The organism is Streptomyces noursei, from assembly GCF_001646665.1.
Lineage (GTDB): Bacteria > Actinomycetota > Actinomycetes > Streptomycetales > Streptomycetaceae > Streptomyces > Streptomyces lavendulocolor.
This window is the reverse complement of record NZ_LWBU01000053.1, coordinates 109,614-134,547: the sequence shown is the minus strand read 5'-3', so window position 1 is coordinate 134,547 and position 24,934 is coordinate 109,614. Positions and strand designations below refer to the sequence as shown.

The 24,934-nt window shown below is 73.6% G+C and carries 26 protein-coding genes; 19 read left to right on the top strand and 7 right to left on the bottom strand.

Translation table 11 applies throughout. The annotated features are described in order from the left end of the window. The 3 genes from A4V12_RS05805 to A4V12_RS05795 all read left to right on the top strand — a co-directional run. Positions 1-854, top strand: an 854-nt coding sequence (locus tag A4V12_RS05805; RefSeq protein ID WP_434974777.1) for a hypothetical protein, incomplete at its 5' end; no start/stop codon positions are given. Next, entirely contained in the window at positions 851-2,029 is a 1,179-nt protein-coding gene (gene mycP / locus A4V12_RS05800; RefSeq protein WP_064068125.1) for a type VII secretion-associated serine protease mycosin, read from the top strand. The genes A4V12_RS05805 and mycP, both read left to right, overlap by 4 nt. 22 nt (positions 2,030-2,051) lie before the next feature. Then, positions 2,052-2,786, top strand: coding sequence for an SseB family protein (locus A4V12_RS05795; protein ID WP_064068124.1), 735 nt, complete (start codon positions 2,052-2,054; stop codon positions 2,784-2,786). Between the two features lie 19 nt (positions 2,787-2,805). Here A4V12_RS05795 and A4V12_RS05790 read toward each other — a convergent pair whose 3' ends face one another. Next, positions 2,806-3,180, bottom strand: a complete 375-nt coding sequence (locus A4V12_RS05790) for a DUF1844 domain-containing protein (protein ID WP_064068123.1) — start codon at positions 3,178-3,180, stop codon at positions 2,806-2,808. 289 nt (positions 3,181-3,469) lie between these two features. On the opposite strand from A4V12_RS05790, the gene infC reads away from it, so the two are divergent. The 10 genes from infC to A4V12_RS05740 all read left to right on the top strand — a co-directional run bounded on the left by infC (position 3,470) and on the right by A4V12_RS05740 (position 14,343). Beyond that, positions 3,470-4,177, top strand: coding sequence for a translation initiation factor IF-3 (infC, locus tag A4V12_RS05785; RefSeq protein WP_079136830.1), 708 nt, complete (start codon positions 3,470-3,472; stop codon positions 4,175-4,177). A 101-nt stretch (positions 4,178-4,278) separates the two neighbouring features. Continuing rightward, on the top strand, positions 4,279-4,473 hold the full coding sequence (rpmI, locus tag A4V12_RS05780; protein ID WP_041128339.1) for a 50S ribosomal protein L35: 195 nt from the start codon (positions 4,279-4,281) through the stop codon (positions 4,471-4,473). Between the two features lie 102 nt (positions 4,474-4,575). Next, a complete protein-coding gene (rplT, locus tag A4V12_RS05775; protein ID WP_064068121.1) occupies positions 4,576-4,962 on the top strand; it encodes a 50S ribosomal protein L20 in 387 nt (128 codons plus the stop codon). A 94-nt stretch (positions 4,963-5,056) separates the two neighbouring features. Further along, positions 5,057-5,911, top strand: coding sequence for a TrmH family RNA methyltransferase (locus A4V12_RS05770; RefSeq protein ID WP_064068120.1), 855 nt, complete (start codon positions 5,057-5,059; stop codon positions 5,909-5,911). A gap of 54 nt (positions 5,912-5,965) precedes the next feature. Then, positions 5,966-7,114, top strand: a complete 1,149-nt coding sequence (locus A4V12_RS05765) for a sensor histidine kinase (RefSeq protein ID WP_064068119.1) — start codon at positions 5,966-5,968, stop codon at positions 7,112-7,114. Between the two features lie 138 nt (positions 7,115-7,252). Next, positions 7,253-8,377, top strand: coding sequence for a phenylalanine--tRNA ligase subunit alpha (gene pheS / locus A4V12_RS05760; RefSeq protein ID WP_064068118.1), 1,125 nt, complete (start codon positions 7,253-7,255; stop codon positions 8,375-8,377). Beyond that, positions 8,377-10,905, top strand: coding sequence for a phenylalanine--tRNA ligase subunit beta (gene pheT / locus A4V12_RS05755; RefSeq protein WP_064068117.1), 2,529 nt, complete (start codon positions 8,377-8,379; stop codon positions 10,903-10,905). Before pheS ends, pheT begins: the two co-directional genes overlap by 1 nt. 150 nt (positions 10,906-11,055) lie before the next feature. Then, positions 11,056-12,114, top strand: coding sequence for a PP2C family protein-serine/threonine phosphatase (locus A4V12_RS05750; RefSeq protein ID WP_064068116.1), 1,059 nt, complete (start codon positions 11,056-11,058; stop codon positions 12,112-12,114). A gap of 280 nt (positions 12,115-12,394) precedes the next feature. Next, entirely contained in the window at positions 12,395-13,735 is a 1,341-nt protein-coding gene (locus A4V12_RS05745) for a hypothetical protein (RefSeq protein WP_064068115.1), read from the top strand. A gap of 77 nt (positions 13,736-13,812) precedes the next feature. After that, the gene (locus tag A4V12_RS05740) at positions 13,813-14,343 is read left to right on the top strand and encodes an NUDIX hydrolase (RefSeq protein WP_064068114.1); all 531 of its coding nucleotides are present in this window, start codon (positions 13,813-13,815) and stop codon (positions 14,341-14,343) included. 10 nt (positions 14,344-14,353) lie between these two features. On the opposite strand, the gene A4V12_RS05735 is transcribed toward A4V12_RS05740, so the two are convergent. Continuing rightward, positions 14,354-14,611 carry a hypothetical protein gene (locus tag A4V12_RS05735; protein ID WP_064068113.1) on the bottom strand — a complete coding sequence of 86 codons (258 nt, stop codon included), beginning with the start codon at positions 14,609-14,611 and terminating at the stop codon, positions 14,354-14,356. Positions 14,612-14,743: 132 nt separating this feature from the next. Continuing rightward, a complete protein-coding gene (locus A4V12_RS05730) occupies positions 14,744-15,607 on the bottom strand; it encodes a 3-hydroxybutyryl-CoA dehydrogenase (protein WP_064068112.1) in 864 nt (287 codons plus the stop codon). Positions 15,608-15,776: 169 nt separating this feature from the next. Here A4V12_RS05730 and A4V12_RS05725 point away from each other — a divergent pair, with 169 nt between their 5' ends. Next, positions 15,777-17,054, top strand: coding sequence for a glycoside hydrolase family 10 protein (locus tag A4V12_RS05725; protein ID WP_064068111.1), 1,278 nt, complete (start codon positions 15,777-15,779; stop codon positions 17,052-17,054). Positions 17,055-17,235: 181 nt separating this feature from the next. Here the strand turns inward: A4V12_RS05725 and A4V12_RS05720 are convergent, their stop codons facing one another. Then, positions 17,236-17,427 (bottom strand): DUF1918 domain-containing protein, encoded by a 192-nt coding sequence (locus tag A4V12_RS05720; protein ID WP_064068110.1) that lies wholly within the window; start codon positions 17,425-17,427, stop codon positions 17,236-17,238. 175 nt (positions 17,428-17,602) lie between these two features. On the opposite strand from A4V12_RS05720, the gene A4V12_RS05715 reads away from it, so the two are divergent. Together A4V12_RS05715 and A4V12_RS05710 are read left to right on the top strand one after the other, a co-directional pair. After that, on the top strand, positions 17,603-18,040 hold the full coding sequence (locus A4V12_RS05715; RefSeq protein WP_064068109.1) for a GNAT family N-acetyltransferase: 438 nt from the start codon (positions 17,603-17,605) through the stop codon (positions 18,038-18,040). A gap of 31 nt (positions 18,041-18,071) precedes the next feature. Continuing rightward, positions 18,072-19,229 (top strand): methyltransferase, encoded by a 1,158-nt coding sequence (locus A4V12_RS05710; RefSeq protein ID WP_064068108.1) that lies wholly within the window; start codon positions 18,072-18,074, stop codon positions 19,227-19,229. 37 nt (positions 19,230-19,266) lie between these two features. Here the strand turns inward: A4V12_RS05710 and A4V12_RS05705 are convergent, their stop codons facing one another. Together A4V12_RS05705 and A4V12_RS39675 are read right to left on the bottom strand one after the other, a co-directional pair. Beyond that, the gene (locus tag A4V12_RS05705; protein WP_107415335.1) at positions 19,267-19,872 is read right to left on the bottom strand and encodes a hypothetical protein; all 606 of its coding nucleotides are present in this window, start codon (positions 19,870-19,872) and stop codon (positions 19,267-19,269) included. 126 nt (positions 19,873-19,998) lie between these two features. After that, positions 19,999-20,124, bottom strand: a complete 126-nt coding sequence (locus A4V12_RS39675) for a hypothetical protein (protein ID WP_350497997.1) — start codon at positions 20,122-20,124, stop codon at positions 19,999-20,001. A gap of 84 nt (positions 20,125-20,208) precedes the next feature. On the opposite strand from A4V12_RS39675, the gene A4V12_RS05700 reads away from it, so the two are divergent. From A4V12_RS05700 to A4V12_RS05690, 3 genes are all read left to right on the top strand, one after another. Further along, positions 20,209-20,628, top strand: coding sequence for a helix-turn-helix domain-containing protein (locus tag A4V12_RS05700; protein ID WP_064068107.1), 420 nt, complete (start codon positions 20,209-20,211; stop codon positions 20,626-20,628). A gap of 10 nt (positions 20,629-20,638) precedes the next feature. Continuing rightward, positions 20,639-21,055 (top strand): VOC family protein, encoded by a 417-nt coding sequence (locus A4V12_RS05695; protein WP_064068106.1) that lies wholly within the window; start codon positions 20,639-20,641, stop codon positions 21,053-21,055. Positions 21,056-21,379: 324 nt separating this feature from the next. After that, a complete protein-coding gene (locus A4V12_RS05690; protein ID WP_064068105.1) occupies positions 21,380-23,785 on the top strand; it encodes an ATP-binding cassette domain-containing protein in 2,406 nt (801 codons plus the stop codon). A 141-nt stretch (positions 23,786-23,926) separates the two neighbouring features. Here the strand turns inward: A4V12_RS05690 and A4V12_RS05685 are convergent, their stop codons facing one another. Next, positions 23,927-24,931, bottom strand: coding sequence for a MerR family transcriptional regulator (locus tag A4V12_RS05685; protein ID WP_064068104.1), 1,005 nt, complete (start codon positions 24,929-24,931; stop codon positions 23,927-23,929). Between the last annotated feature and the right edge of the window lie 3 nt (positions 24,932-24,934).

Here is a 24,934-nt window from a genome sequence, read left to right as displayed (position 1 = left end):
CCGGCCCGCCGGCCGCCCCGCCCGCCGGACAGCCCTACTGGGCGCCGCCCGAGACGCCCGCCGAGACCACCACCCGTCTGCGGCCCGTGCCCGGCCGGCACCCCGCCCGCGCCGCCGCGGCCGTCGCCTGCCTGGTGCTCGGCCTGGGGCTCACCGGCGGGGCCGCCGCCGGGGCCTGGCTCGTGGGCGACTCGGCCGCGCAGTCGTCGGACCACTACGCCGAGGCCCGCCGCCTGTGGCACAGCGTGCCGGTCGACACCCTCTTCCCGCGCACCCTCGACGGCGAGGGCGCCGGACCGGGCCGGGCCGACCGCACCTGGACGCGCGTCGCCGTCGCGCCCGACGGCCCCTGCGCCGGCGCGCTCGACCCGCTGCTGACCAAGGCCCTGCGCCCGGTGGGGTGCGAGCGCGTGCTGCGCGCCACCTACACCGACGCCACCTCCACCAGCGTCACCACCGTCGGCATGGTGTTCACCGACGCCGACCGCCCCGGCATGACCGCGCTGCGCGAGCGCTTCGCCGACGAGAGCCTCGACGAGCGGACCGACCTGCTGCCCCGGACCCTCTCCGCGCCCGGCACCGTCGCCGCCCGCTTCGGCGACGCGCAGCGCGCCAGCTGGCGCGTCAGTGTCCTCACCGACGCACCCGTCGTCGTCTACGCGGTCTCCGGCTTCGCCGACGGCCGCACCGTGGACGACCCGCAGCCCGCCGCCGAGGCGATGGCCGAGGGACAGACCAGCACGCCGGCCCAGGCGGGCCTCGGGCACGACGCCGACGGCATCGCCGACCGGATCGAGCGGGGCCTGCGGACGACGGCTCAGACCGGCGGCAAGGCCACGCAGGAGCCCCGATGACGAACCGCCGCCGCCGTACCGCCGTCACCGCCGCCCTCGCCGCCACCGCGTTCGCCGTGCTCCCCGCGACCCCGGCCCGCGCCGACGGCATCCGCGCCCAGCAGTGGGGCCTGGAGGCCCTGCACACCGAAACGGCCTGGCGCACCACCAAGGGCGCCGGCGTCACCGTCGCCGTCCTCGACACCGGGGTCGACGACAGCCACCCCGACCTCGTGGGCAACGTCCTGCCCGGCAAGGACCTCATCGGCTTCGGCGCCGGCCGCGGCGATCGCCCGTGGGCCCGCCACGGCACCTCCATGGCCGGCATCATCGCGGGTCACGGGCACGGACCGGGCCGCGAGGACGGCGTCCTCGGCATCGCGCCCGAGGCGAAGATCCTCCCCGTCCGCGTCATCCTCGAAAGCGGCGACCCGGCCCGCACCAAGGCCCGCAACACCCGGGGCACCGCCCTCGCCCAGGGCATCCGCTGGGCCGTCGACCAGGGCGCCGACGTCATCAACCTGTCCCTCGGCGACGACAGCAAGTCGGCCCACCCCGACGCGGGCGAGGACGCCGCCGTCCAGTACGCCCTGTCCAAGGGCGCCGTCGTCGTCGCCTCGGCCGGCAACGGCGGCGACAAGGGCGACCACATCTCGTACCCCGCCGCCTACCCGGGCGTCATCGCGGTCACCGCCGTCGACCGGTACGGCACCCACGCCGCGTTCTCCACCAGCCGCTGGTACGCCACCGTCAGCGCGCCCGGCGTCGACATCGTGATCGCCGACCCGGACCGGAAGTACTACCAGGGGTGGGGCACCAGCGCCGCCTCGGCGTTCGTCTCGGGCGCCGTCGCCCTGGTCAGGGCCGCCCACCCGAACCTCACCCCGGCCCAGGTGAAGAAGCTCCTCACCGACACCGCCCGCGACCGCCCCCGGGGCGGCGGCCACGACATCGACAAGGGGTACGGGACGGTCGACCCGGCCGCGGCCATCGCGGCCGGCGCCAAGCTGCGCCCCGCCGACCTCAAGGCCGCCACCGCCGGCTACGGCAGGCGCTACTTCGGCACCGGCCCGGCCGCCGCCGGCGGCGCGGACGAGGGAGCCGGCCTGCTCGCCCCCGTAACCGGCGCCCTCGGCGTGCTGCTGCTGGCCGCCGCGGTCGTCCTGTGGCGCGGGGGCCGCGCCGCCGGGCGCTGACCGGCGCCGTTAGGCTCGTCGCGTGGCCCTCAAGAACATCCCTGACCCCGGTTTCTCCGACGACGACGGCACCGCCGACCCGAGGCTCGCCGAGGCCCTCGCGGCCTGGGCGGAGGACCGGTCCGCCGAGCCCCGCGTCCTCGCGGCCCTCAAGGACGCCCGGCTGCTCGTCCCGGTCGTCGCCGTGCTCGGCGAGGTCGAGGAGGACCCGGAGACGGGACTGCGCCGCGAGAAGACCAGCGACATGGCCGTGCCGACGCTCACCGCCGGCGACCGCCGCGCCCTGCCCGCGTTCACCTCACTGGCGTCCCTGGCCCTGTGGGACCCGGCCGCCCGTCCGGTGGCCGTACCGCTAAACCAGGCCCTCCAGGCGGCCGCCCACGAGAAGGCCGACACGCTCGTCCTGGACCTCGCGGGCCCCGTGCCGTACCAGCTGACCGGCCCGGCGCTGCTCGCCCTCGCCGAGGGCCGCACCTCCGCCGACCCGCTCGCCGACCCCGCCGTCACGGCGGCGGTCCGCGCGGCCGTCGCCGCCGAGCCCGGGGTGCTCCGCGCCCACCTGGGCCCCGGCACGGCCGACGGCACCCTGGCCCTGGTGCTGGCCCCCGACGCCGCCCCGGCGGAGGCCGCCCGGCGCGTCGCCCGCGCGCTGGCGGCCGACGAGACACTGAGGGCCCGCCTGGTGCGCGGCCTGGACCTGGCACTGCTGCCGGCCACGGCCACGCCCCCGGGCGAGCCCTTCTACGTACGGCCCTGATCCACGCAGGGCCCCGGGATCAGCCGAAGACCGGCCCGGTGTACTTCTCGCCCGGGCCCTGGCCCGGCTCGTCGGGCACGAGGGACGCCTCGCGGAAGGCCAGCTGGAGGGACTTCAGACCGTCCCGCAGCGGCGCCGCGTGGAACGAGCTGATCTCCGTGGCGCCCGCGTCCAGCAGGCCCGCCAGCGCGTGGATCAGCTTGCGCGCCTCGTCGAGGTCCTTGTACTGGTCGCCCTCCTCGGTGAGGCCGAGCTTGACCGCTGCGGCGCTCATCAGGTTGACGGCGACCGTCACGATCACCTCGACCGCGGGGACCTCCGCGATGTCGCGGGTCATGGTCTCGAAATCGGTGGTCTGTGCGGCGGAGGCGTTGCTCGGCGTGGCGTCACTCATGACGCCCACGATATGCGGCCCGTCCCGGTTAGCCGCACCCGGCCGGAGCTGGTAACCTGGTGTGACGACCGGCTGGGCACGACAGGTGTTCCAGCCCACAAGTGGAGGCTCCGATCTCCCACCTGGCCGTCCCTCGGGACGGCGGGTCACCGGTCAGGTGGCGACCATCGTTCCGTACGGACGATGGAGCCGCCCGATGTGCGCCCCGCGGTACGCCGTGGCGGTGCTCCGGTAGCACGTGGAGCCCCGCCTGTGTCCCGTCCGGGGCATTTTTCATGCGCCGGCGCGGTTGGTCTTACGAAACAGACGTTACGCGTCCGTCCGCCAGGCGGTCGCGTGGTGCTACCGAGGAGGATCCATCAGCGCCGAGCCCCGCATCAACGACCGGATTCGCGTTCCCGAGGTGCGACTTGTCGGTCCCAGCGGCGAGCAGGTCGGGATTGTTCCGCTTGCCAAGGCCCTGGAGCTTGCGCAGGAGTACGACCTCGACCTCGTCGAGGTCGCGGCGAACGCCCGTCCTCCGGTCTGCAAGCTCATGGACTACGGGAAGTTCAAGTACGAGTCGGCCATGAAGGCCCGTGAGGCGCGCAAGAACCAGGCGCACACGGTCATCAAGGAGATGAAGCTCCGGCCGAAGATCGACCCGCACGACTATGACACCAAGAAGGGTCACGTCGTCCGGTTCCTCAAGCAGGGCGACAAGGTCAAGATCACGATCATGTTCCGTGGTCGCGAGCAGTCCCGGCCGGAGCTCGGCTACCGACTGCTGCAGCGGCTCGCGGAGGACGTCCAGGACCTCGGCTTCATCGAGTCGAACCCGAAGCAGGACGGCCGAAACATGATCATGGTTCTCGGACCGCACAAGAAGAAGACCGAGGCCATGGCCGAGGCCCGCGAGGCGCAGGCCGCCCGCAAGGCCGAGCGCCAGGGTCAGCCCGCCCAGGCGGACGAGGACGTCCCCGCGGACGCGCCCGCCGACGAGGCTGCCGAGGCCTGATTCCCGGGCAACCGCCCAGGATTCAACCGACACACATGACGCTCCCGCTCGCCGGTCCCCGGACCGGCTGGGAGCGCCACTGACGAGGAGAGAACGGCGCTATGCCGAAGAACAAGACGCACTCCGGTGCCAAGAAGCGCTTCAAGGTCACCGGCTCCGGCAAGATCCTGCGCGAGCGCGCCGGCAAGCGCCACCTGCTCGAGCACAAGTCGTCCAAGCTGACGCGTCGCCTCACCGGCAACGCCGAGATGGCCCCGGGTGACAGCGCCAAGATCAAGAAGATGCTGGGCATCTGACTGACCTCCGCCCCCGGCCGACGGGGGCAGCCCGACACCGGGACCCATATCGTTTCCGGGCCGTGTGAGTCCAACCACGGCCCCGCTACAAGGAGTTAACAAGTGGCACGCGTCAAGCGGGCAGTCAACGCCCACAAGAAGCGCCGGGCGATCCTCGAGCAGGCCAGCGGCTACCGCGGTCAGCGTTCGCGCCTGTACCGCAAGGCCAAGGAGCAGGTCACCCACTCGCTGGTCTACAACTACAACGACCGCAAGAAGCGCAAGGGCGACTTCCGTCAGCTGTGGATCCAGCGCATCAACGCCGCTGCCCGCGCCAACGGCATGACGTACAACCGCCTCATCCAGGGTCTGAAGGCCGCCAACATCGAGGTGGACCGCAAGATCCTGGCCGAGCTCGCGGTCAACGACGCCAACGCGTTCGCCGCGCTCGTCGAGGTCGCCCAGAAGGCGCTCCCGAGCGACGTCAACGCCCCGAAGGCCGCCGCCTGATCCTCAGGCCGCAGTTCTTCCCCCCGGACCCGCAGGCCCCGCGCCTGCGGGTCCGGTCTGTTCCGCACCCACCACGAGAGAGCCGCCGACCACCATGGGCACCCCTGAGCTGATCTCCCCCCGTTCCCCGCGCGTCATCGCGGCGCGGCGGCTCGCCAAGCGCAACTTCAGGGGCAAGGAGCGCCGGTTCATCGCGGAGGGCCCCCAGGCCGTGCGCGAGGCCGTCGCGCACCGCAGCGGCGGGGAGCCGACCCTGCTGGAGCTGTTCACCACCGTCGAGGCCGCCGAGCGGTACGCCGACATCATCGAGGCCGCCCGCGCCACCGGCGCCCGCGTCCACCACGCCTCCGACGCCGTGCTCGCCGAAGTGTCCCAGACCGTCACCCCGCAGGGGCTGCTCGGCGTGTGCCGGTTCCTCGACTCGCCGTTCGAGGAGATCCTGGCCGCCCGCCCCCGGCTCGTCGCCGTCCTCGCCCACGTACGCGACCCCGGGAACGCAGGAACCGTGCTGCGGTGCGCCGACGCGGCCGGCGCCGACGCCGTCGTCCTCACGGACGCCTCCGTGGACCTCTACAACCCCAAGGCCGTGCGCGCCTCCGTCGGGTCCGTCTTCCACCTCCCGGTCGCCGTCGGCGTCCCGGTCGAGGACGCCGTCGCCGGTCTGAAGGGCGCGGGGCTGCGGGTCCTCGCCGCGGACGGGGCGGGCGAGGACGACCTCGACGCCGAGCTGGACGCCGGCACCATGGGCGGGCCGACCGCCTGGATCTTCGGCAACGAGGCGTGGGGCCTGCCCGAGGAGACCCGCGCCCTCGCGGACGCCGTGGTGCGCGTGCCGATCCACGGCAAGGCCGAGAGCCTGAACCTGGCGACCGCCGCGGCCGTATGTCTCTACGGCTCCGCGCGTGCGCAGCGTGCTGCCGGAGGGTGCCGCTCCGTCACCTCCAGCTAGTAGGGTGGCGGGCTCGGGGGCCCACTGCGTCACACGGAGGGGTGGGAATCGGGGATGACGGTCGGCACCAGCAGGCCCGCGGCGCGGGAGGGCGCCTTAGTGGGCAGGGGCGCGGGCGCTTCCGCCGGTCACGCCGCGCCGGGCACCGGTGTGCCCGGGATCGCCCCCGACGACCTTCCCGACGGGCTCGTCGTCGCCGACGAGGACGGCCGGGTCGTCTGCTTCAACACCGCGGCCGAGCGCCTCACCGCCGTACCCCGCGCCGAGGCGCTCGGACGGCCCCTGGAGCAGGCGCTGCCGCTGGAGGACCTCAAGGGCCGGCGCTGGTGGGCGCTGACCGACCCGTACGGCGGACTCGCCATCCGCGGCGGGCAGCCCGAACGCAACCTGCTGCTGCCCGGCAACCGCGAGGTGCTCGTCGCCGCCCGCTACGTGCGCGACGAACCGCTCGGGCCCGTGCGGAAGGTCGTCGTCACCCTGCGCGGCACCGAGGCACGGCGCCGCACCGAACGCAGCCACGCCGAGCTGATCGCCACCGTCGCCCACGAGCTGCGCTCCCCCCTGACCTCCGTCAAGGGCTTCACCGCCACGCTGCTGGCCAAGTGGGAGCGGTTCACCGACGACCAGAAGCGGCTGATGCTGGAGACCGTCGACGCCGACGCCAACCGCGTCACCCGGCTGATCGCCGAACTCCTCGACATCTCCCGAATAGACTCCGGGCGCCTCGAGGTGCGCCGCCAGCCCGTCGACATCTCCGCGGCCGTCGGCCGCCACGTCCAGGCGCACACCGCGCGCGGCCAGTCGCCGGACCGGTTCTTCGTCCGCGTGCGCCGTCCGCTGCCCGATCTGTGGGCCGACCCCGACAAGATCGACCAGGTCCTCGGCAACCTGCTCGAAAATGCGGTGCGCCACGGCGAGGGAACCGTCACCATCGAGGTGGCACCCACCGGCCCGTACGACGACGAGAAGGGAACGGCCGTCACCGTGAGCGACGAAGGCCCCGGCATCCCCGAGGAGTCGATGGGCCGTGTCTTCACCCGCTTCTGGCGGGGGAGCAAGCGCGGCGGGACCGGCCTCGGCCTGTACATCGTCAAGGGCATCGTCGAGGCGCACGGCGGGACGATCACCGTCGGCCGCGGCCCCGCCGGTGGCGCCCAGTTCCGATTCACCCTGCCCGTGGGCGCACCCTCGTACCTCACGTGACAGAGGGTCCAGGACGTCCACGGGCTGATCCGCGGCTCATCAGCCCGCCCCCACCCCGTTAGACTCGTCCTTTGGCACCTTTGCGTCCTCGGTCGTCGAGCGGGGGCCCCAGCCAGCCCATCGGAAGTACGGGAAGAGATGTCGGCACCGAACAAGTCGTACGACCCAGTCGAGGTCGAGGCACTGAAACCGGAAGAGATCGAGCGCATGCGGGACGAGGCGCTCGCCGCCTTCGCCGCCGCCGGTGACCTCGACGCGCTGCACGAGGCCAAGGTCGCCCAGACCGGACCCACCTCGCCGCTCGCGCTCGCGAACCGGGAGATCGGCGCACTGCCGCCGCATGCCAAGGCCGAGGCCGGCAAGCGCGTGGGCCAGGCCCGCGGTGCCGTGAACAAGGCACTGGCCGCCCGCCAGGCGGAGCTGGAGGCGGAGCGCGACGCGCGCGTGCTCGTCGAGGAGGCGGTGGACGTCACCCTTCCGCACGACCGCACCCCGGCCGGCGCCCGCCACCCGCTGACCACCCTCATGGAGCGCATCGAGGACATCTTCGTCGGGATGGGCTACGAGGTGGCCGAGGGCCCCGAGGTCGAGTCCGAGTGGCTCAACTTCGACGCCCTCAACATCGCCGTCGACCACCCCGCGCGCGGCGAGCAGGACACCTTCTTCGTCGCCGACGCCCGGGGCACGTCCGCCTCCGGCACCGTGCTGCGCACCCACACCTCGCCCGTCCAGGTCCGCTCCATGCTGGACCGCGAGCCCCCGGTCTACGTGATCTGCCCCGGCCGGGTGTACCGCACGGACGAGCTGGACGCCACGCACACCCCGGTGTTCCACCAGGTCGAGCTGCTCGCCGTGGACGAGGGCCTCACCATGGCCGACCTCAAGGGCACGCTGGACCACATGGTCCAGGCGCTCTTCGGCGGCGAGGGCATGAAGACCCGGCTGCGGCCCAACTTCTTCCCGTTCACCGAGCCGTCCGCCGAGATGGACATGGTCTGCTACGTGTGCCGCGGCGAGTCCGTCGGCAACCCGGACCGTCCCTGCCGCACCTGTTCCAGCGAGGGCTGGATCGAGCTCGGCGGCTGCGGCATGGTCAACCCCAAGGTGCTGACCGCCTGCGGCGTGGACCCCGAGAAGTACAGCGGATTCGCCTTCGGGTTCGGCATCGAGCGGATGCTGATGTTCCGCCACAACGTCGAAGACATGCGAGACATGGTCGAGGGTGACGTCCGGTTCACCCGGCCGTTCGGGATGGAGATCTGATGCGGGTCCCGCTTTCGTGGCTGCGGGAGTACGTCGACCTGCCGGCGACGGCGACCGGCCGTGACGTACAGGCCAAGCTCATCGCCGCCGGTCTCGAGGTGGAGGCCGTCGAGCAGCTCGGCGCCGGCCTGACGGGCCCGCTCGTCGTGGGCCAGGTCCTCACCATCGAGGAACTGACCGACTTCAAGAAGCCCATCCGCTTCTGCACCGTCGACGTCGGCGGCGCCAACGGCACCGGCGAGCCGCAGGAGATCATCTGCGGCGCCCGGAACTTCGCCGAGGGCGACAAGGTCGTCGTGGCCCTGCCCGGCGCGGTGCTCCCCGGCGACTTCCGGATCGCCGAGCGCAAGACGTACGGCCGGATGTCCCGCGGCATGATCTGCTCCGGCGACGAGCTCGGCATGGGCGACGACGGTTCGCACGGCATCATCGTGCTGCCGCCCGAGATGGAGATCGGCACCGACGCCGCCCAGCTGCTGGAGCTGTACGACGAGGTCCTCGACATCGCCGTCACCCCCGACCGGGGCTACTGCCTGTCGATGCGCGGTGTCGCCCGCGAGGCGGCCACCGCCTACGGCCTCCCGCTGCGCGACCCGGCGCTGCTCGACGTGCCCGCGCCCAACTCGTACGGCTACCCGGTCGAGGTCACCGACCCGGCCGGCTGCGACCGGTTCACCGCGCGCACCGTCGTCGGCCTCGACCCCGAGGCCCGCTCCCCGATCTGGCTGCGCCGCCGCCTCCAGAAGGCGGGCATGCGCCCGATCTCCCTCGCGGTCGACATCACCAACTACGTGATGCTGGAGCTCGGCCAGCCGCTGCACGCCTACGACCGCACCCGCGTCCAGGGCACGATCGGCGTGCGCCGCGCCGAGCCGGGCGAGAAGATCACCACCCTCGACGGGGTCAAGCGCGTCCTCGACGCCGGCGACCTGGTGATCACCGACGACCGCGGGCCGATCGGCCTCGCGGGCGTGATGGGCGGCGCCGACACCGAGATCGCCGACTCCGTCACCGACCCGGAGACGGGCGAGGTGCGCGGGACGACCGAGGTGGTCATCGAGGCCGCGCACTTCGACGCGGTCTCCATCGCCCGCACCGCGCGCCGCCACAAGCTGTCCTCCGAGGCGTCCCGGCGCTTCGAGCGCGGCGTCGACCCGCAGGCCGCCGCCGCTGCCGCGCAGCGCACCGTCGACCTGCTGGTCCTCCTCGCGGGCGGCACCGCCGAGGCCGGCGTCACCGAGGTCGTCGCGCCGTCCGCCCCGCGCACGGTCACCATGCCGGCCGACCACCCCGACCGCGTCGCCGGTGTCGCCTACGGCCGCGAGACCGTCGTACGCCGCCTCCAGGAGGTCGGCTGCGACGTCTACGGGCAGGACGACCTCGTCGTCACGCCCCCGTCGTGGCGTCCCGACCTCGCCCACCCGAACGACCTCGCCGAAGAGGTCATCCGGCTGGAGGGGTACGAGAACCTGCCGTCGACGCTGCCGCAGCCGCCGTCCGGCCGCGGACTGACCGCCCGGCAGCGGCTCCACCGCCGTGTCGGCCGGGTCCTCGCGGGCGCCGGGTACGTCGAGGCGCCGAACTACCCGTTCGTCTCCGAGCAGGTCTTCGACCAGCTCGGCCTGGCGGCCGACGACCCGAACCGCCGCGTCGTCAAGCTGGTCAACCCGCTCTCCGACGAAGAGCCGGCGATGCGCACCACGCTGCTGCCGGGTCTGCTCGGCGCGCTGCGCCGCAACGACGGGCGCGGCACCCACGACCTGGCGCTGTTCGAGACCGGTCTGGTCTTCCACCCGGCCGCCGAGAGCGGCACCGCCGTGGCGCTGCCGGTGGACCGGCGTCCCACGGACGAGGAGATCGCGCGGCTCAACGCGCCGCTGCCCGAGCAGCCGCGGCACGTCGCCGTGGTCCTCGCCGGGGCGCGCGAGCAGGCCGGCTGGTGGGGCGGGGGCCGCCCGTCCGACTGGGCCGACGCGGTCGAGGCCGCCCGGACCGTCGCCCGCGAGGCCGGTGCCGAGCTGATCGTCCGCCAGGGCCAGTACGGGCCGTGGCACCCCGGCCGCTGCGCCGAGCTGGCCGTGGTGGTGGACGGCGAGGAGCGGATCGTCGGTCACGCCGGCGAGCTGCACCCGCGCGTCGTCAAGGCGCTGCACCTGCCGGCCCGGACGTCGGCCATGGAGCTGGACCTCGACACCGTGGAGCGGGCGTCGGCCGGTGCCGTGCGCGCGCCCCGGATCTCGACGTTCCCCGTCGCCACCCAGGACGTCGCCCTGGTCGTGGCCCGCGACGTGCCCTCCGCCGAGGTGGGCCGGGCCCTGCGTGAGGGCGCCGGTGAACTGCTGGAGGACATCCGCCTCTTCGACGTCTTCGAGGGCGAGCAGATCGGTGAGGGCCGGAAGTCCCTGGCGTACGCGCTGCGGTTCCGTGCCGCCGACCGGACGCTGACCGTGGAGGAGGCCTCGGCCGCGCGTGACGCCGCGGTCGCGGTCGCCGCCGAGCGGACGGGCGCGGTGCTGCGCGGCGCCTGACCGGTCCACGCGTGAGGAGGGGCATGGCCGGAACACCGGCCATGCCCCTCACTCGTTCGAGTGGGAAGTCTGGTGGACTTTCCCCCTCGCCATGGACGATCGACTCAATCGTCCCGACCGCGAGGAGGGGCCTGGAGAAGGGCGGTCCGCATGCTGCGCACGCGAACCTGGATTCGTCGCCTCGCCCCGCTCGCCCTGCCCGCCCTGTGGGGCGCGGTCGCCGTCCTGTGGAAGCTCACCTGCCCCATCGCCCAGCAGGAGGGTACGGCCGCCCGGATCGCCACCAGCGTCGTCTTCTTCACCGTCGGCACCGGGCTCGTCCTGGGCCTGCGGTGCGGCCTGGTGAAGGAGCTGAAGCAGGTCCGCGCGGTCGCCCAGGCCGCCCAGCTGGTCCTGCTGCGTCCCCCGCCGCCCCGGCTGGACGGCCTGTCCCTCGCCGCCGCCCAGCTGTCGGCCGCCCGGGGCGCGGCGGTGGGCGGCGACCTGTACGAGGCGGCCGGCACCCCGCACGGCGTGCGGATCGTCATCGGCGACGTACGCGGCCACGGGCTGCCGGCGCTCGGGGCGGTCGCCGCCGTGCTGGGCAGCTTCCGGGAGGCCGCCCACGACGAGCCCGAACTCGGCGGTGTGCTGCGGCGGCTGGAGCGGGCGCTGGGGCGGCACCTGCGGGAGCGGGCGCGGGACGAGCACCCGGCGTCGGGCGGGTGGGACCCCGACAGCCCGTCGGCGGAGGAGTTCGTCACCGTCCTGCTGCTGGAGATCCGCCGGGACGGTACCGTGCTGGCCCTCAACTGCGGGCACCCCTGGCCCTATCTGCTGGGCGGCGCGGGCGCCGAGCCGGTCCCGGCGGGGGAGCCGCTGCCGCCGCTGGGGGCCTTCCCGCTGCCGGACGAACTGCCCGTGCACCGGTGCGTGACGCTGCCGCCGGGCGGGGCCCTGTTCCTGCACACGGACGGGGCCGAGGACGCCCGGGACGCCTCGGGGCGGTTCTTCCGCCTCCGCGACGTGCTCGACCAGGCGGTGCGCGGGGCGCCGGTGCACCCGGCGGCCCTGATCCACCGGGTGCACTCGGCGCTGCTGCGCCACACCGGCGGGCGGCTCACCGACGACGTGGCTCTGATGGTCGTGCGCAACGACCGCTGCCGGGTGCCCGCGCAGTCCGGCGACCCGGGACCCTGCCGTACGCGGCCCGCACCCTCTCCTCGCTGACACCTCCCGTTCGCGTCGTGGACCTGGACGGTGCGGCCGGCGCCGTCCGCCCTGCCGCGGAGTGTCGGGCAGATCGGGCAGGACGGACGGCGCCGCACGGGCCGCCGCACTGTACGAGGGGGAGCCGGCGGCCCGGCCGCCTCTGGTGAGAGACCGCCCAGTCAACCGGCGCGGCGGGCATGGCGGCAGAGCGCGCGGGGCACGGATACGGGCATTCCGTTCACACCCCGTGCGAACCGGGCTCCACTAGTCTGGGCACACCGAGTCACCGGAGGGGCCCATGCAGCCCAACACCCTGCTCGACGCCCTGCTCGACGAGGCGGGGATATCGCACGCGGGCCTGGCCGCCCACGTCAACCAGGCCGGCCGCGCCCGAGGTCTGGCGCTGCGGTACGAACACACCGCCGTGGCGCGCTGGTTGAAGGGCCAGCGCCCGCGCGGCCAGGTGCCGGACCTCATCTGCGAGGTGCTCGGCGCCCGGCTGCGCCGCCCCGTCACGCTCGACGACATCGGGCTGGGCGTCCCCGGCGGGGCGGGCGTGACGCACGGCTCCCCGCTCTCCGGGTTCGTCGAGCGGGCGACCGCGCTGTGGCGCTCCGACGAGCAGCAACGGCCGCACATACTGGGCGCGGCGGCGGTGACCGGGACCCCGGCCGTGATGCCGGTCTGGGAGTGGGAGAACCCCCCGGAGGACGCGGACGTGTCGCGCGAGGGCCGGACCCGGGTCAGCATGTCCGACATCACCATGCTGCGCGCGGCCCGCGCCCACTACGAGCTGATGTACCGCCGGGCGGGCGGCATCGCCACCCGCGCCCGGATCGTCGGCTTCCTGAACGCCGAGGCGGCGCCGCTGCTGCGCGGCGGCTACAACGACGCCCTGGGCCGCCAGTTGCACCGGGCGACCGGCGGGCTGGTGGCGGTGGCCGGCATCTGCGCGTACGACTCGGACGCGCACGGCCTGGCGCAGCGCTATTTCCACCAGGGGCTGCGGCTGGCGAAGGCGAGCGGCGACCGGGGGCTCGGGGCGTACGTGATCGCCCTGCTGGTCAACCAGTCGCTGTTCATGGGGGAGTTCCGGCAGGCGGTGGCGTTCGCGGAGGCGGCGCTGCGGACGGCGGGCCGGCAGATCACCCCGGCGCTCGCCGCGGACCTGTACGCGATGCAGGCGAAGGCGTACGCACACATCGGCGACGGTTCCGGTGCGCTGAGATGCATCCGGCGGGCGGAGGCGGAGGCGGAGCGGATCCGGCCGGGGCACGAGCCGGACGAGACCGGTTACGTGCAGCCGGGCCTGGTCAACGTCCAGGTCGCCGAGGCGCTGTTGAGCCTGGGCGACCTGAGCGGCGCGCGGGAACACGCGGCGGCGGCCGTGCGGACCCGGGCGCACGACCGGGGGCGGGTGCACCGGCTGGCCATGCTGAGCCAGATCGAGCTGCGGCAGGGTGAGGCGGACCGGGCGGCGCGGACGGCGGCCGAGATGGCCGAGCGGGCGCGCGGGATGGAGTCGCAGCGGTTGCGCGACCGGCTCCGGGAGGTGCGCGAACACCTGGTGGCGAGTGGGTGCAGAGAGGCGCAGGAGGCGGCCGGGCTCATCGACGGAGCGCTGCGCGTGCCGCTGTGACCTTCCTGTGCGACGTTCCGCCCGGCGCGGAGGCCTGCTGCGATATTGCCATCTACTTGTCGGAAGGTGGCAGAAAAGTGCAGTGGACGAACCTGAGCGAACAAACCGTCTATGAAAACCGCTGGTTCAAGGTCAACCTCGCGGATGTCGCACTCCCCGACGGCCGGCACCTGGACCACTTCCTCATCCGGATGCGCCCGGTGGCCGTCGCCACGGCCGTCAACGAGGCCAACGAGGTGCTGATGCTGTGGCGGCACCGCTTCATCACCGACAGCTGGGGCTGGGAGCTGGCCGCCGGGGTGGTCGAGGACGGCGAGGACGTCGCCGCCGCGGCGGCCCGCGAGATGGAGGAGGAGACCGGCTGGCGCCCCGGCCCGCTCCAGCACCTCCTGACCGTCGAACCGTCCAACGGCCTGACCGACGCCCGCCACCACCTGTACTGGTCGCAGGAGGCGACCTACACGGGCCATCCCGAGGACGACTTCGAGTCGTCGCGCCGCGAGTGGATACCGCTGAAACTCGTGCCGGACATGATCGCCCGTGGAGAGGTCCCGGCCGCCAACATGGCGGCCGGGCTGCTGATGCTGCACCATCTCCGGCTGGGCTGACCCGCCCGGGTCACCTGCCGAGCGCCTGCCAGACCGCCACCGCCAGCGCGCCCACGGCGGTGAACGCGGACACGGCGGGCAGCGGCCACCTCGCCTGCTCCAGCGCGGTGACGCGGGCGGCCAGGTCGGTGAGATCGCGGTCGATCTGGCCGTGGCGCTGGGCGAGCAGCGCGAGCTGCCCGTCGATCCGGGCGAGCCCGACGTCCAGACAGCGGCGCAGCTCGGCGAACTCCTCGACGGCCGTTAAGTGTTCGGGGTCGGTGGTCACGGTTCTCCGCTCCTCCTCGTCGTCGACTGATCGGTTCCGAGTCAACTCTTCGAGGCGGAGCGGAGGGAGCGTGTGCGCAGGGCATATGCGAACACGCTCCGCACACCCCGTGCGAATGTTCGTCGCTCTGCGTCACGAACCGTACGGGTAGAAGCCGGATCCCGTCTTCCGGCCCAGGCGCCCGGCGTCCACCATGCGCTGGAGCAGCGGGGGAGCGGCGTACAGCGGCTCCTTGTACTCGGCGTACATCGAGTCCGCGACCGAGTGGACCGTGTCGAGGCCGATGAGGTCCGCGAGCTTCAGCGGGCCCATGGGGTGGGCGCAGCCCATCTCCATGCCGTTGTCGATGTCCTCGCGGCTGGCGATGCCCGACTCGAACATCCGGATCGCGGAGAGGAGGTACGGGATCAGCAGCGCGTTCACCACGAAGCCGGAGCGGTCCTGGGCGCGGATCGCGTGCTTGCCGAGCACCTTCTCGACCACGGCCTGGGAGCGGCTGATCGTGCCCTCGGAGGTGGTCAGCGCGGGGATCAGCTCGACGAGCTGCTGCACCGGGGCCGGGTTGAAGAAGTGGATGCCGATGACCTGGTCGGGGCGGGACGTCGCCACGGCCAGCTTCACCAGCGGGATGGAGGAGGTGTTGGAGGCGAGGATCGCGTCCTGGCGGGTCACGACCTGGTCGAGGACCTGGAAGATCTCGGTCTTCACCTGCTCGTTCTCGACGACCGCCTCGATGACCAGGTCACGGTCGGCGAACTCGCCGAGGTCGGTGGTGAAGCTGAGCCGGGCGAGGGTGGCGTCCCGCTCCTCCTCGGTGATCTTCCCGCGCTGCGCCGCCTTGGTGAGGGAGTTGTACAGCCGGGTACGGCCGATCTCCAGGGCCTCGCCGGTGGTCTCGGCGACCTTGACCTCCAGGCCGCTACGGGCACACACCTCCGCGATGCCCGCGCCCATCTGGCCGCAGCCCACCACTCCGACGCGTTCGATGTCGGTCACATCGTGCCTTTCGCTGATCTTCCATGCGGCAGGTCCCCCGTGTGATTCCGGCGCCCGCCTCGACCCCACGACGTTACTCCGTTCGCGCGGGTGGAGGGCGGTCCGGGGCGGGCATGCTCTGCGAGGAAAGGGAGACACCGGGAGCAAACCACTGCTAAGGGGCATATGAATGCGGCATATCGGCAGACGGAGCCTGGGGGCGGCCGCGCTCGGAGCGGTCGCAACGCTGTGGGCGGCGGCGGACGCGGGCGCGGCGGCGCGGCCTCAGCGCGAGAACGGCAAGGGCCACGGGAAGCGGAAGCGGAGGCGGCGGAAGGCGGGCCGCGAGTTCCGCGGGATGTGGCTGGCGACGGTCGCCAACCGCGACTGGCCGTCCCGGCCGGGCCTGTCGGCCGACCGGCAGCGCGCCGAGCTGCTGGCCTTCCTCGACACGGCGGTGGAGCGGCGGCTGAACGCGGTGGTGTTCCAGGTGCGGCCCACCGCCGACGCGCTGTGGCCCTCGCCGTACGAGCCGTGGTCCCAGTGCCTCACCGGCGTCCAGGGCCGGGACCCGGGCTGGGACCCGCTGGGCACAGCGGTGGCCGAGGCGCACGCGCGCGGCCTGGAGCTGCACGCCTGGTTCAACCCCTACCGGGTCGCCAACCACACCGATCCGTCCCGGCTGGCTGACGGCCACCCGGCGCGGATCCACCCGGACTGGGTCCTGCCCTACGGCGGCAAGCTCTACTACAACCCGGGCCTGCCCCAGGTGCGGCGCTTCGTCCAGGACGCCATGCTCGACGCCGTACGCCGCTACGACATCGACGCCGTGCACTTCGACGACTACTTCTACCCCTACCCGGTCGCCGGCCAGCCCTTCGCCGACGACGACACCTACGCCGCCCACGGTGCGGGCTTCCCCGACAAGGCCGCCTGGCGGCGGGACAACATCGACCGGCTGGTGCGGGAGATGTCCGAGTCGATCCGGGAGATCGACAAGGACGTACGGTTCGGGATCAGCCCGTTCGGCGTGTGGCGCAACGTCGCCACCGACCCGCTCGGTTCGGACACCCGGGCGGGCGTCCAGACCTACGACCACCTGCACGCCGACACCCGCAAGTGGGTCAAGGAGCGCTGGATCGACTACGTGGTGCCGCAGCTCTACTGGCACATCGGCTTCGCCCCGGCCGACTACGCCAAGCTGGTGCCGTGGTGGGACGACGTCGTGCGCGGCACGGGCGTCGAGCTGTACGTGGGGGAGGCGCTGTACAAGGCGGGCGACCCCGCCCAGCCCGCCGCCTGGCAGGACCCGGCCGAGCTGTCGCGCCACCTCACCCTGGCCGGGGAGTACCCGAGGGTGCGCGGGCACGTCTTCTTCTCGGCCAAGGAGGTCGTGACGGACCGCGCCGGGGCGATGGCCAGGGTCGTGGCCGACCACTACCCCGCCCCGGCCCGTCCGCCGGAGTAGGGCCGGCCTTCCGGAGCCGGCCGGACCGGGGACCCGTGTGCGGCTCGCGCCGGAGACCGGCCCGGTCCGGACGGAGGGTCCCCGGTCGTGTCCGCACAGTCCCGCGTGGTCCGCGGCGCCCTGCTCGCGCGCACCGCGACCCCCGCCGTCCGGGCGGGCGCCGGTGCTGTGCGGACACTTCCTAGCCGGGCTCCTTGTGGCGCACGACGCTGTCGGGGCCCGGGGACATCACGGTCTCGTGTCCGTCGTCGAAGCGGACGCGGTACGGAGGTGTCCCGTCCGGCCCGAGCACCTCGATGACCTCGGCGGTCCTGTCGTGCTGGCCGACGACCCTGCCGTGCACCAGCAATGTGTCGCCCACGGTCGCGTGCATCGAGTGTCCTCCTCGCACAGGTTTACCCTGTTTGTCGTTCCGTAGGGGGAGTCTACGTCCGAGGGTGTGGTCCGCGTCACCCGGAGCAAGCCGCTCGGGTGCCCGGTCGGTTGAGCACGCAACGGAAGTGTCCCGGACCACTGACAAAGGTCCCCCGCCCTGCCAGAGTCCGATCATGGACGAGACGACGACGACCCTGGACGGGTACGAGATCTCCACCGACGCCGCCCGCCTCGACCGGGCCCGCGTCCACCACTGGCTCTCGACCGACGCGTACTGGGCCCTCGGCCGCAGCCGCGACAAGCAGGACCGCGCCATCGACGGATCGCTCAACTTCGGCGCGTACGACACCGCTTCCGGCGAACTGGTCGCCTACGCGCGCGTCGTCACCGACCACGCGACCTTCGCCTGGCTCTGCGACGTCTACGTCGACCGGCCCGCCCGGGGTAAGGGACTCGGCACCGCGCTGGTCGAGGCGGTCCGCGACCACCTCGCCCCCCTCGGCATCAAGCGCATCGTCCTCGCCACCCACGACGCCCACGGCGTGTACGAGAAGACCGGCTTCCAGCCGCTGGACGTGCCGGAGCACTGGATGGCGCTCCGGTTCCGGTAGCCCCCCGCCCACCGGCTAGCCTGGGCGGACAATGAACCGTCTGACCACGTCATGGGGCGCCTGCGACCTCGCCCGCTTCCCCGAGGACCCGCGCGACCGGCTGCGCGCCTGGGACGCCTCCGACGAGTACCTGCTGAACCACCTGGAACAGTCCCCGCTCCCCGCCACCGGCACGGTGGTCGTCCTGGGCGACCGGTGGGGCGCCCTGGTCACCTCGCTCGCGCGGCGGCACCCCGGCCGGGTGGTCCAGATCACCGACTCGTACCTCGCCCGCGAGGCCACCCGCGCCAACCTCGCCCGCAACGGTGTCGACGAGAGCGCCGTACGGCTGCTGACGACACGGGACACGCCGCCCGAGCGCGTCGACGCGCTCCTCGTCCGCGTGCCCAAGAGCCTCGCGCTCCTGGAGGACCAGCTGCACCGCCTCGCCCCGGCCGTGCACCCCGGGACGGTCGTCACCGGCACCGGCATGGTCAAGGAGATCCACACCTCCACACTGGCGCTCTTCGAGCGGATCCTCGGCCCGACCCACACGTCCCTGGCCGTGAAGAAGGCCCGGCTGATCTTCTGTACCCCGGACCCCGGCCTGCCCCGCACCGGCAGCCCCTGGCCGCACCGCTACGCCCTGCCCGCCGACGCCCCCGGGCCGGTCGCCGGCCGGACCGTGGTCAACCACGCCGGCATCTTCTGCGCCGACCGGCTGGACATCGGCACCCGCTTCTTCCTCCGGCATCTGCCGCGCGGCCTCGGCGACTCCCGGGTCGTCGACCTCGGCTGCGGCAATGGCGTCGTGGGCCTCGCCGTGGCGCTGGCCGACCCGGACGCCCGGCTGCTGTTCGCCGACGAGTCCTACCAGGCCGTGGCGTCGGCCGAGGAGACGTTCCGGGCGGGCGCCGGGCCCGGCGCCGAGGCGGAGTTCCTGGTGGGGGACGGACTCGACGGCGTGCCCGCCGGCTCCGTCGACCTCGTCCTCAACAACCCGCCCTTCCACAGCCACCACGCGACGACCGACCTGACGGCCCGCCGGATGTTCTCCGGGGCCCGCAGGGCGCTGCGCGCCGGCGGCGAACTGTGGGTCGTCGGCAACCGGCACCTCGGCTATCACGTGACGCTGCGCCGCGTCTTCGGCAACTCCGAGGTCGTCGCGAGCGACCCGAAGTTCGTCGTCCTGCGGGCCGTGAAGAAGTAGCCCCCGGCCGGCGGGCCGGCCCGGTGGTACGACCGCCTCAGCCGGCCGGCAGCCGTGATCCGCACCGCCCGCAGAAGCGGACGCCGGACTCGGCGGGCGCGAGCCGGCCGCACTCGGGGCACACCCGGTCCAGCAGGCAGGCGGCCTCGCCGCCCTCCCGCTCCCCGCCGGCCTCACGTGCGGCGTCGGCTTCCGGGGCGGCGGCGCCCGGCGGAACCGCCCCGGCCCGCGCCGTACCGGCATCCGCCGTACCGGTACGCGCCGTGCCGGCACGGGCGGACGCCGTACCGATGGACAGCCCCGGGCGGCGGCGGTGCACCGTCAGGTACGCCAGCCCCTCCGGCCCCGCCGCCATGCCGCGCCGCGAGCCGTGCGGCAGCCACACCAGGCACCCCGCCTCCACGGGCTGTCCGCCCTCGGCCGTGTCGAGCCGCCCGGTGCCTTCCACGACGTACAGCAGCACGTCCAGGTCCGGCTCGACGTGCACGGCGACCCGGGTGCCGGCGGCCAGGCGCACGACGTTGGCGTCCAGTTGACGGCCGTCCTCGGCGAGCCGCCACAGGGCACCGCTCCGGTCGGCGGGCACGTCCCGCGTCACCTCCGGCATGCGGGCGAGCACACCGGCCACCGGGTTCGCCGTCACCTTTCCTCCTGCGTCGCGCCACGTGGTCGAAGCAGCGGATACTACCGGTCGGGCGGTCTCCCCAACGGGTGAACACCAGCGAGGCGTCGTGGCCGCCGAACCCGAACGAGTTCGTCGGCGCCGCCGTCAGCGCCCCCGCCGGGGCGCGCCCGCCACCACGTCCGGCTTCACCTCCGGGTCCAGGACGTCGAGGTTCCGGGTGGCCGGCACGACCCCGTCCCGGACCGCGAGGACCGCGGCGAGCGCCCCCACCGCCCCGCCGCCCCGAAGAGGTGGCCGGTCATCGGCGTGGTACGGCCCGCGGGGCGGCCCCCGGCACCGTGGGATGCTGGGCACATGACCCTGGAGGACCTGGTACGGCTGCGCCGCGCCCGGGACGTGATGGACCGCGACTACGCGCGGCCGCTGGACGTGCCCGCGCTGGCGCGGGTCGCCCTCATGTCGCCGGGGCACTTCTCCCGCAGCTTCCGCGCGGCCTTCGGGGAGACGCCCTACAGCTACCTGATGACCCGCCGCGTCGAGCGGGCCAAGGCCCTGCTGCGGCGCGGCGACATGAGCGTCACCGAGGTCTGCTTCGCGGTCGGGTGCACCTCGCTGGGGTCGTTCAGCTCACGCTTCTCCCAGCTCGTCGGCGAGAGCCCCAGCGCCTACCGCGCCCGCCGCCACGACGCCGGAGCGGCGATCCCCGCGTGCGTCGCCAAGATCTACACGAGACCGGTCAGGATCGGAGAAGCGGGATCCCCCGCCGCCTCGTAGCGTCGGGGGCATGGACATCAAGCTCGCACAGTGCTTCATCGCCGTCGACGACCACGACAAGGCCCTCACCTTCTACCGCGACGTCCTCGGCCTGGAGGTGCGCAACGACGTCGGGTTCGAGGGCATGCGCTGGGTGACCGTCGGGTCGCCCGCCCAGCCGGACGTGGAGATCGTCCTCGAACCGCCGCTCGCCGACCCCAACGCCTCGCCGGCCGACCGGCAGGCGATGGCGGAACTGCTGGCCAAGGGCATGCTGCGCGGCGTGATCTTCACGACCGACGACGTCGACGCCACCTTCGAACGCATCCTCGCAGCGGGCGGGGACGTGCTCCAGGAGCCGATGGACCAGCCGTACGGCGTGCGCGACTGCGCCTTCCGCGACCCGGCGGGCAACATGCTCCGCTTCAACCAGCCCCGCAAGCAGTAGCGACCGCCCGCCGCACCGGGACCCCGGTCCCGGCGCGGCCACAGCCTGGTGCGGCACCGCTGTGCGGCACCGCTGTGCGGCACCGCTGTGCGGCACCGCTGTGCGGCACCGCTGTGCGGCACCGCTGTGCGGCACCGCTGTGCGGCACCGCTGTGCGGCACCGCTGTGCGGCACCGCTGTGCGGCACCGCTGTGCGGCACCGCAGTGCCGCGCCGACGGTGCCGCGGAAAATCGGACGCCCGGACCCGCACCGGTCGGATAATCGAGCCACGCGAGGCCGAGGGGGGACCGCGCAGGCGGCCCCGTCCGACAGATGGAGACACGATGAGCACGGCCAGGAAGGCCAGCAGCACCGGCGTGCAGTCACCTGCGCGGCACGTCGCCGACAGCCACGACATGATCCGGGTCCACGGCGCCCGGGAGAACAACCTCAAGGACGTCAGCATCGAGCTCCCGAAGCGCCGGCTGACGGTCTTCACGGGTGTCTCCGGTTCCGGCAAGAGCTCGCTGGTGTTCGACACCATCGCCGCGGAGTCGCAGCGGCTGATCAACGAGACGTACAGCGCCTTCGTTCAGGGCTTCATGCCCACCCCGGCGCGGCCCGAGGTCGACGTCCTCGACGGGCTGACCACGGTGATCACGGTCGACCAGCAGCGCATGGGCGCCGACCCGCGCTCCACGGTCGGCACGGCCACCGACGCCAACGCGATGCTGCGCATCCTGTTCAGCCGGCTCGGCGAGCCGCACATCGGACCGCCCGGGGCGTACTCGTTCAACGTCGCCTCGGTCGAGGCGAGCGGCGGGTTCCGGGTCGACCGCGGCGCCGACCGGACCAGGACCGAGAAGGTGACCTTCCGTCGCACCGGCGGCATGTGCACCCGCTGCGAGGGCCGGGGCACGGTCTCCGACATCGACCTGACGCAGCTGTACGACGACACCAAGTCGATCGCCGAGGGCGCGTTCACCATCCCCGGCTGGAAGTCGGACAACGTGTGGACGGTCGGCATCTACGCCGAGTCGGGCTTCCTCGACCCCGACAAGCCCATCCGCCGGTTCACCAAGAAGGAGATGCAGGACTTCCTCTACCGCGAACCGACCAAGGTGAAGGTCAACGGCGTCAACCTCACCTACGAGGGGCTCATCCCCAAGATCCAGAAGTCGTTCCTGTCGAAGGACAAGGAGGCGATGCAGCCGCACATCCGGGCGTTCGTCGAGCGGGCCGTCACCTTCACGACCTGCCCCGACTGCGACGGCACCCGCCTCACCGAGGCCGCCCGGTCGTCGCGGATCGGCAAGCTCTCCATCGCCGACGCCTGCGCGATGGAGATCAGGGACCTGGCCGAGTGGGTCCGCGACCTCGACGAGCCCTCGGTGGCGCCGCTGCTGACCGCGCTGCGGCAGACGCTCGACTCGTTCGTGGAGATCGGGCTCGGCTACCTCAGCCTGAACCGGTCCTCCGGCTCGCTCTCCGGCGGCGAGGCACAGCGCGTCAAGATGATCCGGCACCTCGGGTCGTCGCTCACCGACGTCACCTACGTCTTCGACGAACCGACCGTCGGCCTCCACCCGCACGACATCCAGCGCATGAACAAGCTGCTGCTCCGGCTGCGCGACAAGGGCAACACGGTGCTCGTCGTCGAGCACAAGCCGGAGACGATCGCGATCGCCGACCACGTCGTCGACCTCGGCCCCGGCGCCGGCGCGGGGGGCGGCACCGTCTGCTTCGAGGGCAGCGTCGAGGGCCTGCGGGCGGCCGGCACCATCACCGGCCGCCACCTCGACGACCGGGCCGTCCTCAAGAAGACGGTCCGCGAGCCCACCGGCACCCTGGCGATCCGCGGCGCCACGGCGAACAACCTGCGCGACGTCGACGTGGACATCCCGCTCGGGGTCCTCACCGTCGTCACCGGCGTCGCGGGATCCGGCAAGAGCTCCCTGATCCACGGGTCGATCCCGACGGACGAGGGCGTCGTCTCCGTCGACCAGACGCCGATCCGCGGGTCGCGGCGCAGCAACCCGGCGACGTACACCGGGCTGCTCGACCCGATCCGCAAGGCGTTCGCCAAGGCCAACGGCGTGAAGCCGGCGCTGTTCAGCGCCAATTCGGAGGGCGCCTGCCCCACCTGCAACGGCGCCGGCGTCATCTACACCGACCTGGCGATGATGGCCGGTGTCGCCACTCCCTGCGAGGAGTGCGAGGGCAAGCGGTTCCAGGCGTCGGTCCTGGAGTACCGGCTCGGCGGCCGCGACATCAGCGAGGTCCTCGCCATGCCGGTCACCGAGGCCCTGGAGTTCTTCGCCGACGGCGAGGCGCGCACCCCCGCCGCGCACCGGATCCTCGGCAGGCTCGCCGACGTGGGGCTCGGCTACCTCACCCTCGGCCAGCCCCTGACCACCCTGTCCGGCGGTGAGCGGCAGCGGCTCAAGCTGGCCACCCACATGGGGGACAAGGGCGGGGTGTACGTCCTCGACGAGCCGACCACCGGCCTTCACCTCGCCGACGTGGAACAGCTCCTCGGGCTGCTGGACCGGCTGGTCGACTCCGGCAAGACGGTCATCGTGATCGAGCACCACCAGGCCGTCATGGCCCACGCCGACTGGATCGTCGACCTCGGCCCCGGCGCCGGCCACGACGGCGGCCGGATCGTCTTCGAGGGCACGCCCGCCGACCTGGTCGCCGACCGCTCCACGCTCACCGGCGAGCACCTCGCCGCGTACGTCGGCGCCTGACACCGCCCTCCCACACCCGGGGGCGGGGCGACCCGGGCGGCCGCGGATCCTGACGAACGGGCCGCGGCCGCCCCGGCCAGGTACCCGCCCCCGCCACCGGACGGGGCGGGGGCCGAAGGGGGCGGCCGCGGGGAGGAAGCGTCACCGTGCCGCGCGCAGGCGCAGGAGGTACGCGGCGGTCAGCGCGACCGCCCGGTCCTCGTCGTGCGCCAGCTCCGCGAGGGCCCGCGACGCCGCCCGCCCCGGGACGTCCGCCAGCGCCTGGGTCAGCCGGCCGCGCGCGGCCGCCGGCGTGGCGGCGTGCGCCAGGCGGTCGACGAGCCCGGTCGTGATCCGCTCCGCCGCCGCCGGGTCGGCCGCCAGCACGCCCAGCGCGTCGGCCGCGTCCGTGTCGTTCCTGCCCGCCACCACCATGTCGACCAGCGTCGGGACCGCCTCCGCCACGCCACGCGTCCCGAGCGCCAGGGCCGCGTACCCGCGGACCGCGGCATCGGGGTCCGCCAGAGCGTCCCGCAGATGCGCGGTGGACTCGGCGCCGGGCATTTCGGCGAGGGCCAGCACCGCGCGTCCGCGCACCGCCGCCTCCGGGGAGGCGAGGCCGCGCGCCAGCAGCGCCGGGCCGTCGCCGCCCGAGCGCGCCAGCGCCCACCGCAGCGCTCCCGCGACGTTCGGCTCCGCCTCGCCCAGCGCCGCCTCGACCAGGGCCTCCACCGGCACCGGATCCTCCCCGGCCGCGGCGAGGGTCGCCCGCTGCCGCGCACCCGCGCTCTGCGAGCCCAGCCCCTGGAGGAGCGCGACGGCCTGGAGGACGTCCTCCCAGCCCGCCGGGTCCGCGGCATCGATCCGGCGCAGCCGGGTGAGCAACTCGGTCTCGGCCGCGATGCGTTCGCGCGTCCGGCGGACGAGGTCGCCGACGAGCGCGGAGGGGGTGAACCCGGGATCGTCGAGCGCGCGCCCGATCTCGCGCAGCGACAGCCCCAGCGACCGCAGGCTCTCGATGTGGAAGATCCGCCGGATGTCCTCGCCGGAGTACTCCCGGTAGCCGGATCCCGTGCGGCCCGAGGGCCGCACCAGGCCGAGCGACTCGTAATGGCGGAGCATGCGGGCGCTGACCCCGGACCGCCGTGCCACCTCACCGATCAACACGCC